Genomic DNA, 9,017 nt, shown 5'->3' with positions numbered 1-9,017 from the left:
GAGTTGCACCAGTTGGTCAATGCCCGAAGCGAACCAGACGCATGTTAAATTCTATAATACTTGTATTCCGCCGTAGATTTAAGGCGCGTGTGACAAAAATGGAACTTTTGAATGTGGCCACACCAAGCCGTCCATGACGGGACATGACGTTCTTCGGTGATGTCAACGTGAATCGGAATGCACGGATCGACAATCTTACGAAAATGCAAGTGAGCGAGATGCGCATCCTTTCCCACTTAGCGATCGAGCGTACCTGAAAGAGGGCCGGGGCTTTCGGTTACGCCCGAAGCACGATTGCCGACATAGACGCGCTTGATCTAGCCGAGCTGAAATATTCCGAGTCGAGAATATTTTAAGATATTTCTGCCAAAATCTCCTCCTGCAGGACGATTAGCGCCGTGTTTCTGAACGGGAGTACCGTCAATCAGTTCTTTATCGAATCACTATCAATAACTGTCGCGTTTTTGTTTTCCAGTAAGTCAAATGCATATTCGGCTTGGGGGCTCGCGGCGCAGGACGTTCGCAAACCGGCGGACCTATCTCGGGACCGAGATTAATTGCCACCAACGGGACACCGAGCTTGTAGGGAACTGTCCGCTCTTTGACGAATCTTAAGCAAAGCGGTCATTCCGCTTTCGGCCAGATTACCCCATGCTCGGCCACCAATGAGAGCAAAACCGGCCGTTCGGCTTTGCGCCCATTCCGTGAGCATCGGCCGCTCCTCCAACGCGGAAATTCAGCGCGTCAAATGCTATGCCAAGCCATTCGCATCGGGGCAGCTTATGGCACAACACGTCGGTCCAATCGGTCCTTCAACCGGATGAAACACCGCGGCGCGAGAGCGCTGAAGACACACTGTCTCTCCTTCGCGACCACCTCCCTCCCCATTCCACGAAAATCGGCCGCGGGCACGGTCGTGCTGTGCGCGAGGCCGGCCGAGCTGTGATGATATGGTCGCCCGTCCGGTCGCGAGCCAAGCCGATCAGTGTACGTCGGGAATGGAAAAGGCGACGGGTCCGTGCCCGTCGCCTCCCAAAACCAGCAAGGTCTGAAAATAACCCGCTACATCCGGTCTCACATGCCCTGTTGCAGCCGCTGGGCCGCACGGTAGTGGTTCTCATAGACCGGCAGCGCTTGCTGCGCGTAGGTCCGTAGCACCGGGCTCGGTCCCGAAGCCGAGTAGGACTGCGTCATCGCGATCGCCTGCTGATGCGACTGTAACTGCTGCTGGACGTACAAGCTGTCGAAAGCTGGGCCTGCCGGGGTCGCAGATAGATCTGCCAGCATCGCCTGCTGAGTGGGGCTCGGTGCGGCGACGGTGGAACCGGTATCTACCACCTCGCCCTGTCCGACGCCGCTCCCGACCTGTACGCCGCGGGCAGCTCCGGCGCCCGCTCCCTCCAAACCGCCGACCGGGCCGCCCGATAGGGTGCCGCCGACCACACCAGCTGCTGCTCCAGTCGCTGCGCCAACGGCACCGCCGGCCACCGCGAGCGGTGCCGCGAGTACGCCACCCACCGGGCCGCCAACCTCGGCTCCCTGTAACCGATCGTAGTTCCGCTCACCGCCAACCAGGGCGGCGTTGGCAGCCCGGTGATCGCGGATGGCATCTTCGGCGTAGGCACGCAGCGCCGGGTTGCGGGTCTTCGACAGCGCGATCTCGGCCGCCTGAATTTCGTAGGCGTTCGACTCCAGGGAGCGGACGCGGAACTCTGTGAAGCCCTGGGCCAGCGCCGGAGCCGACACAGATAATACCAGAGCTGCTGCAATCGCGTGGCATTTGAACATAACTAACCTCGGGAAGCTCATATGCGGACCGCTCTGGCGGCAGGTGTTCGGCAGCTACAATATGCTTCACGATCACGGTCACGCTGGGACCGTCCAACGGCGCACTTCCTAGTCGGTTCCTGACATAACTTGATCCAGTCGGTAGTGTGCCTTCGAAGCAGCGGACCGTCTAAGCTGAGATTAGACGGACTTAGCAGCACAAGGCGCGGAGCCGCGATGATATGGCCGCCTTGCCGGTGCGCCCTAGCTAAGCCGCTCATGCTTGAGGAAAATTCTCGGTTGCCCCGCGCCAAGTTGGCGACGGCCGCCATACTGTTGCTGTCCGCATTCCTTATCGTTGTGGTGCGTGGGGTTGCGCATCTGTTTTGATCGAGACTCTACGCCAACGCGCCTCATGGACGGGGTAGGGTAGCCGCGATAGCTCTGCTGGATGGCCAACACCCCGACCGTGTCCGACCTCCTGAAATCCAAAGAGGTCACTGCCGAGCAGGTAAGCGCCGCGGGCGACGCCGTACTCGCGAGTCCCAAGATCGGTCTGTTCGAACTGGCTCTAGGCTGCGTCGTTGACCTCACCGCGACTGTGCGAGCGGATCGCCACGCATCAGCCGTTCTCAAAGAGCCAACTGCCAAGGCCGGTAGCAAGCGAGCCGCGGTCAAATCCGCGATCCTACTGGCCCACCTGGTGAAGGGATGATCTGTGAAGGACGAGATAGCTCCAAATCACCAGGTTGTCGTCGAGCGCCTGATACAGGCCCTACGGGGCTTCGCACACGGGCTCGGCCTGGATGAGAACGTCGTCCGTCATATCGTGAACCGCGTGATCACCGACATGCCGCTGACCCCGGACGAGGATCGCATGGCGAAGGCCCGTGATTGGATGCTGATCGCGTCCGCGTAGGTAATGGTCTTGGCTACGGTGATCCGGCTATGTTCTACACTCTGACGGGCTGGATCCTGATCGCCGCCATCTTGGTCTCAGGGATGACCGCAGGTTCAACCGCAGGGGGCATGCTCGACGATGCGCTGGGTGAAGGGGCGATCCAGCGCCGCGACTTCATGACGGTCCTGCTGTTCGGGGCGCTGATGGCAACGGCGGCGCTGCTGCTGCTGTGGGTCGAGACGCAGTGACGAGTTAGCCTTCGTCACCGTCTCGCAGGAGCTCGCACCGATACCCTCCAAAATCCGATCCTTGGTCTCGGATTTGACGGCCTTAGGCTCGCACCCTGACACGCACATAAAGCCCCACGGGCCCGACCCACATTACGGGGGAGTAAATCTGGATCGGACCGATGGGTGTCCCTCGTCAGGACGGCCCACAATGCGGCGCGAAGGGTAGCCAGTCAAAGCGCGAGGATACGGCCGTTCGGCTGGCGCAACACGGCTCTGGAAGGGGAAGGGGTGACCTTCCACTCGCCGACCAGCGTGAGCGTCGCGGCGTAGATCTCCATGCCATTCTCGTCGCGGACGATCGCCCTGAACGTGCCTTGGTCACCGACCGGCACTCCGTCCCGGACCAAGTCCGGCAGCGCGGACAGCGCCATGCGCCGAGCCGCCGAGTGGCATGTCAGGTCCTCGCTGTAGTCGCTCTCGACGTATTGGGCATCGGCATCGGTATCGATCGTGTAGTGCGCCACACCGGCTCTCCTTCACGGGAGCGAAAAGATGCACAGTTCCGAAGGCAGCCTCTCCAACATGTATCATGCTACTTGGCTATGACCGTTGTCTTGCGGTAGCTCTCCCCGATGCCCACCGAGATCCGTGCCCCTCTTCGCGGGCTTCAGCTTCAAGGCTTTCGCGCTTGCGCCCTGTATCCGCAGGGCATGCAGCACGGGGCGCATCCGAGCGTCATGCCGGTGCTGCAGGATCTTGGTCTGGTCGAGAAGAGGCCGGTACGAGGGCCGGCCAGGCGGAAGCTGTAGTTCCTGACACAGGCCGGGCGCGAGCTGCTGACCGAGACCGGGATGAGCGAGCTGCGAGAGTCTTAGCGGTCGAGGCTGTGGCTCAACCCGATTGCCGGCTGTTTACTCAGAACACTCCGCTGGGCGCGGACGAACCGGAACCTGTTACGGTGATTGTCACAGGCGAATGGGTGCCATCATCGTCATCGCCACCTCAGCGGGTGGCTTGGAACCTCTTCTGCAGATTGTCGCCGCGCTGCCGCCTACCTGCCGCGCTTCCGTGTTCGTCGTCCAGCACATCGGGGCGAACCAGAGCATGCTCCCCGACATCCTCGGTTGGCGCAGCCGTCTCCCGGCAGCCTTCGCGCAGCACGGCGAGATGATCCAGCACGGCCGGATCTACGTCGCGCCGCCCGACCACCATATGCGATTGGGCTTCGGCGCGATCTGGCTGGATCAGGGGATCAAGGTCCACTTCGCACGTCCGGCCGCCGACCCGTTGTTCATATCGGCCGCCGAAACCTATGGCGCGCGCGTGGTCGGGATCGTGCTCAGCGGTGCGAACAGCGATGGGGCCGCGGGCATTCTTGCAATCACGGCGCACGGTGGCCTTGGCTTGGTACAGAACCTGGACGAGGCCGAGTTTCCCGAGATGCCCAGGGCTGCGCTGAAGCTCGATCACCCTGAGGCTCCCCTTACTGCCGGGCGCCTCGCGGAGCGGGTAGCTGCGCATTGCGCCAACTTCTGAACCGGATCGACTTGCTTACTTGGCCCCGGCCTTCTTGGCGAACTCCCAGACAGACACGCCCCATTCTTGTCCCAGCCGGTTCCGGTAGCTCGACGTCCGCTCGAACAGAACCCGGGGCGCCAAGCAAGGCAACACCGTCTTTACCCTGGCCACAGCGCATCGAAACATGCCTGGGGCAGCGTGCGTACCGCGCCCATGAGCAGGGAACGCATCTTACCGACCGAGCCGGCTCCCCAGCCCGAGGACTCTCTCGCTCAAATGCCGGGACCCCGATTTATTGCGGGCTGGAAGGCGATGGTGGGAGAGCCGCCGGCCACGATGCTCGAAGATCGCTCCGAGATGATCCGGGTCTTGGCGGAGAGCACCCCGATCGTCCCGCTGGAGAGAATGGACGTGTCGGTCGAGGGCGATCAGGACGAGAACACTTGACGGGTCGGCCTGCGATGAAGAGGCTGGGCTTGGTGTTGGTGCGCATCAAACTGGCGATCGCCAATGTAGTCCTCGTGTTAGCAAGCATCATCGCCGTGGCCCGAGGGATCGGGCGCCTTCCGTGATCGAGGCGGTGGCTGCGATACGGTTCAAGCCGGTCCCAGCAGAACTGCTCCAATCACGCTTACTGATCAGTGATGAGGCCGGACGGTCTACGATCCGAAACCTTTCCGCAAGGGGCCTCGTATCAGGCGCCATCTCCCTCACCGAAGGGGGCAATGGAAGGAAACATGATGTCTAACGCCAACACTGGCCGCCGCGTCGCCCAGACGTTCGCTCTGACCCTCGCCCTCGGCCTGGGCGTGACCGGCGCGGCCTACGCCAAGAACCCGATGGTCGGCGGCGCGCCGATGTATGCCAGTAAGACGATCGTCGAGAACGCGGTCAACTCCAAGGACCACACCACCCTGGTCGCCGCCGTGAAGGCCGCCGGCCTCGTCGAGACGCTAAGCGGGCCCGGCCCGTTCACGGTGTTCGCGCCGACCAACGCCGCCTTCGCCAAGCTGCCGGCGGGCACCGTCGAGAACCTGGTGCAGCCGCAGAACAAGCCGACGCTGACCAAGATCCTGACCTACCACGTGGTCCCGGGCGTCTACACCGCCAAGGATCTGATGGCGTTGGCCAAGAAGGGCAGCGGGCAGAACCAACTCACCACTGTCGAGGGTGAGCCGCTCGGCGTCTCGGCGCAGGGCAAGAAGATCTACATCACCGACGTGAAGGGCAACACCGTTCCGGTGACGATCCCGAACGTGATGCAGTCGAACGGCGTGATCCACGTCATCAACGGCGTGCTGATGCCGTGATGATGCTTGGCGGCGCGGTTCTGACTGCGCCGCCTCGACCTACGCTTACTCGGCGATCAGCTTGCCGGTAAAGACGACCGGTCCCGTGGGCTGGCCGCTCGGCGAGCCGCCCGGAGGCTCCACCGACACTGCCAGCACCGCGTCCGGCGCGGCGCCCTGCGGCAGGGTCACCCGGGTCGCACCGCCCTCGACGAGGCCGAGCGGCTTCGGGCCCTCGGCGCCGACATACCACAGCTCCAGGCTCCTTCCCGCGGGTGCCTCGGCCCCGACCGGCCGGACCTGGGCGGTGCCGGTGCGGGTGTCGACGCGCACGATCAGCGCCGGGAGCGCGCCGCCGCCCTGGACCACCGCGAGGTAGCGGCCGCCCTCCGGCTCCGGTCGCAGGCCCACCGCCACGAACAGCGCCAGCCCGGCCGCCAGCAGCCCGGCCCCCGCGGTGGCGATGCGCCAGCGCTGGACCTGCCGCCGCAGATGGGTGAGGGGATCGCCGACCAGCGGAGCGGTCGATCCGCCGAGCCGGGCCGAGAGCGCCCTCAGCAGCGCCGCCCGTACCCGCGGTGACGGCATCACCGGCGGGATGGCGCCGAACAGTGGCGAGAACCACCGCTCCCAGGCCTGTACCAAAGCCGCCGCGGCAGTATCGGTGGCGAGCGTGCGCGCCATCGCCGCTCGCTCCTCCGGGTCGAGGGTGCCGAGCACGTACTCGGCCGCGCGTAGGTCGGGATCCGAAGCGGGGTCGTAGATGCCGCCGTTCATGACGCGCTTTCTGAGATTTGTGGGTGTGTCAGGTCTTTGCGACCAGCTCACGCAGCCGCATATTGCCGACCGCTCGCGCGCCAGCGACCGTTGCGTAGGAGTAGGACGATTGTTCCGACCGTTGGCCGTCAGCCGAGGTAATGATCCATCGGAAGCAGCCCGGCTGAGCGGTGCAAGGCACTACCTTGACGCGGTGGGATCGCAAGATTTGGCCGAATGCTGACACCTTGAGAGCCATTCACCCCCTACGGTCAGCGGGGCGACAGAGTTTCAGGGCTGTTCCAGCAGGCCAGAAGCGAGATTGCTTGATCTGGGCTGAGAACCGGCTCGGCCCCGCCGCCCGATCTGATCACGGGCGAGCGGGGGAGGTCGTCTATCCCACCGACGTTCCTATAGATTGCCAGTTTCTGGTTAGCGCAGGTGTTACTGCGAGCACCGGTGACGATCCGAGAATGGGAATGGTCAGGTGCTGTACAACTTGGCTGCGTCTTGATTGCCGCTGCTCTAACTCAAAGACGACGCCGATGCTATTTGCCGCCACCGCCTTTGTAATCCGTGATCGCACGCCGTCAGTTTTCCGAAATCTTGTCCACATTCTTCTTGAAGCAGGCGTCCATCTCCGGACTGTCCGGATCATTGCCGCTGCAGAAAGTGACCGTATCACCCGAGCAGTACGTCTTCAGATCCTTGTTGCCACGCTTTGAGGTAGATGCGTCGAGTGCCCCGAGAGCAGGGGCCGCAAGGGCGATGAGGCCGAATGCCGGGGTGATGCTTCGCATATTGGATGTCGAATCAAAGGAGTTCGTTGATGCGCTAAAGGCTTGGTTCGGTGGTCCAGCCTTTGCGCTTACGAAGCTAAGGCTTGCACCCTTCGCGGTATTCGAGCTGTGACTGAACGGTAGATTAGCTACTTGCCGCCGGCGTCCTTGTAGGCATCAATGGCTCGGCGGCAGTTCGGAGACATCCGGCTCAAATTCTTCTTGAAGCAGGCGTCCATTTGCGGGCTGTTCGGATCGATGCCGGCACAGAATGCGAGGGAGTCACCCGCGCAGTTGGTCTGTAAGTCCGCGTTGCCGCGGTTGGGCACCTGCGCTGAGGCGGGACCGGCGATAGCGAGGACGCTGACGGCGAGGATGAGGCTGCGCATTCTTGGTCCCTGACCAGAGCAATTCGTCGAGGCCCCAACGAAGACGGCGCCCATTTTATCCCTTCCGCTGTCAGAACCAGATCCCGGCACGGCTCCCGTTCTCGGAGATGAACTTCAGGTCGGGGGGCATAACCAGAAATCCGTGGACTTCCATCAAGATCGATCGACCTTCAGATCTTCCATCCGGATCCGACCCACGATCAGGGCAGAGCCCCTGGTCGCGTAGGGATAAGCCGATCGCTCGGAGAAGAGGCCGTCAGAGGACGACACGATCCAGCGGTAGAAGCCCCGGTACACAGGGCAGGGTATCACCGCGAGCCTGTAGGTCCGGGACAAGGCGTCAGCCTCGACATCGGGCGGAACGACAGAGGGTGAGAGGGCTCCACCGGAGCCCTCCGATGCTGGCAGTTATCGCCTCACATGCGATGCATCATCCGCTTGCGCATCATGCGGCGGTGCATCATCCGCTTATGCATCATGCGCTTCTTCATCATCATGCGGTCGCCGTGCATCATCCGGACCTGCGTGACATCCGACTGGCCGGTCTGAAGACCGCTTACCGGAACTGGAGCCGCCGACACGGTGCCGACACTGAGGGTGAAGCTGCCGAGCAGGGTTGCAGCAGCGAGAGCGAAGGTCGTCTTCCTCATCATGTTCTCCTGAGTTCGGCGGGCGCGTCGGCACAGAGCCAGGAAGGCTGGGGAACCGCACGCCCCGGCACGACGCCAAGGCACGACGTCAGAGTGCCCCTACGATCCTGATCGCAGGGGAGTTTCAGCTATCGAGCCGATAAAGCGACGAATTTTCACTGTACGATCAGATACAGAGCGGCCAGCCTCAACGGCTTAAGGACGAGACCACGACGAGCCCATCCACAAGCTTGACCGACTGAGAGTTTCAATCTCGGTTGAAGCTGAAACTATTCGGCTGCTCCTTTCGTATGCCGGGAATGCGGCCGATCATAGCGGCCTGTGGCGGAGCAAACGTTGGAGCTATCTGTGATCCGTATTCCCGTGGCGATCCTCGTGGCTATCGTGTCAGCAACCCTCCTCTGTCCGGCTGATGCCGCCGTGAGGAAGGTGCGGATACCAAACCAGTACGACGGCTCGTGGACGATCATCGCTGCGACGGCCCAAGGACCCTGCTCAGCTAGCACGAGCTATCAGGTGCAGATCAGGGGTAGCGACGCGTCGATCCCCGGCGACGAGACCGACATCGCTGGCGGCGTATCTGCCGGAGGCGCGGTGAAGGCGACGATCACCAAGGGGGCGAACAAGGTGCCGATTGCTGGGAGCCTCAGCACGAGGGGCAGTGGCAGCGGTACGTGGCGCACTTCCGGTGGTCTGATCGAGTGTAGCGGCAGTTGGAGCGCCAAGCGGTCGGGATAG

Annotated in this window: 12 protein-coding genes; 6 read left to right on the top strand and 6 right to left on the bottom strand. The window is 62.7% G+C overall.

Annotated features, from left to right (window positions below):
* Positions 1–1,074: 1,074 nt before the first annotated feature.
* Positions 1,075–1,788 (bottom strand): DUF4142 domain-containing protein, encoded by a 714-nt coding sequence (locus FV233_RS17040; RefSeq protein ID WP_147898163.1) that lies wholly within the window; start codon positions 1,786–1,788, stop codon positions 1,075–1,077.
* A 430-nt stretch (positions 1,789–2,218) separates the two neighbouring features.
* Here FV233_RS17040 and FV233_RS17035 point away from each other — a divergent pair, with 430 nt between their 5' ends.
* From FV233_RS17035 to FV233_RS17025, 3 genes are read left to right on the top strand one after another with little or no spacing between them, the layout of a single operon-like run.
* A complete protein-coding gene (locus FV233_RS17035; protein WP_147898161.1) occupies positions 2,219–2,482 on the top strand; it encodes a hypothetical protein in 264 nt (87 codons plus the stop codon).
* Between the two features lie 3 nt (positions 2,483–2,485).
* Positions 2,486–2,686 carry a hypothetical protein gene (locus tag FV233_RS17030; RefSeq protein WP_147898160.1) on the top strand — a complete coding sequence of 67 codons (201 nt, stop codon included), beginning with the start codon at positions 2,486–2,488 and terminating at the stop codon, positions 2,684–2,686.
* A 29-nt stretch (positions 2,687–2,715) separates the two neighbouring features.
* Positions 2,716–2,916 carry a hypothetical protein gene (locus tag FV233_RS17025; protein WP_147898159.1) on the top strand — a complete coding sequence of 67 codons (201 nt, stop codon included), beginning with the start codon at positions 2,716–2,718 and terminating at the stop codon, positions 2,914–2,916.
* A 212-nt stretch (positions 2,917–3,128) separates the two neighbouring features.
* Here FV233_RS17025 and FV233_RS17020 read toward each other — a convergent pair whose 3' ends face one another.
* Positions 3,129–3,422 carry a hypothetical protein gene (locus FV233_RS17020; RefSeq protein WP_147898158.1) on the bottom strand — a complete coding sequence of 98 codons (294 nt, stop codon included), beginning with the start codon at positions 3,420–3,422 and terminating at the stop codon, positions 3,129–3,131.
* Positions 3,423–3,873: 451 nt separating this feature from the next.
* Between FV233_RS17020 and FV233_RS17015 the strand changes: the two genes are divergently transcribed.
* Both FV233_RS17015 and FV233_RS17010 read left to right on the top strand, forming a co-directional pair.
* Positions 3,874–4,434, top strand: coding sequence for a chemotaxis protein CheB (locus FV233_RS17015; protein WP_147898157.1), 561 nt, complete (start codon positions 3,874–3,876; stop codon positions 4,432–4,434).
* Positions 4,435–5,156: 722 nt separating this feature from the next.
* Positions 5,157–5,726: a fasciclin domain-containing protein gene (locus tag FV233_RS17010; protein ID WP_147898156.1), complete on the top strand. Its 570-nt coding sequence runs from the start codon at positions 5,157–5,159 to the stop codon at positions 5,724–5,726.
* A 45-nt stretch (positions 5,727–5,771) separates the two neighbouring features.
* Here FV233_RS17010 and FV233_RS17005 read toward each other — a convergent pair whose 3' ends face one another.
* The 4 genes from FV233_RS17005 to FV233_RS16985 form a co-directional block, all read right to left on the bottom strand.
* Positions 5,772–6,482 carry an anti-sigma factor gene (locus FV233_RS17005; protein ID WP_147898155.1) on the bottom strand — a complete coding sequence of 237 codons (711 nt, stop codon included), beginning with the start codon at positions 6,480–6,482 and terminating at the stop codon, positions 5,772–5,774.
* Positions 6,483–7,051: 569 nt separating this feature from the next.
* On the bottom strand, positions 7,052–7,261 hold the full coding sequence (locus tag FV233_RS16995) for a 3',5'-cyclic-nucleotide phosphodiesterase (protein WP_147898153.1): 210 nt from the start codon (positions 7,259–7,261) through the stop codon (positions 7,052–7,054).
* A gap of 128 nt (positions 7,262–7,389) precedes the next feature.
* On the bottom strand, positions 7,390–7,629 hold the full coding sequence (locus FV233_RS16990; RefSeq protein WP_147898152.1) for a 3',5'-cyclic-nucleotide phosphodiesterase: 240 nt from the start codon (positions 7,627–7,629) through the stop codon (positions 7,390–7,392).
* 416 nt (positions 7,630–8,045) lie between these two features.
* Positions 8,046–8,279, bottom strand: coding sequence for a hypothetical protein (locus FV233_RS16985; RefSeq protein ID WP_147852706.1), 234 nt, complete (start codon positions 8,277–8,279; stop codon positions 8,046–8,048).
* 363 nt (positions 8,280–8,642) lie between these two features.
* Between FV233_RS16985 and FV233_RS16980 the strand changes: the two genes are divergently transcribed.
* Positions 8,643–9,017 carry a heme utilization protein gene (locus tag FV233_RS16980; protein WP_246690009.1) on the top strand — a complete coding sequence of 125 codons (375 nt, stop codon included), beginning with the start codon at positions 8,643–8,645 and terminating at the stop codon, positions 9,015–9,017.

It is taken from the genome of Methylobacterium sp. WL7, from assembly GCF_008040085.1.
Taxonomy (GTDB): Bacteria; Pseudomonadota; Alphaproteobacteria; order Rhizobiales; family Beijerinckiaceae; genus Methylobacterium; species Methylobacterium mesophilicum.
Note: the sequence above shows the minus strand (reverse complement) of the source record. Positions and strands in the feature narration are given on the sequence as shown.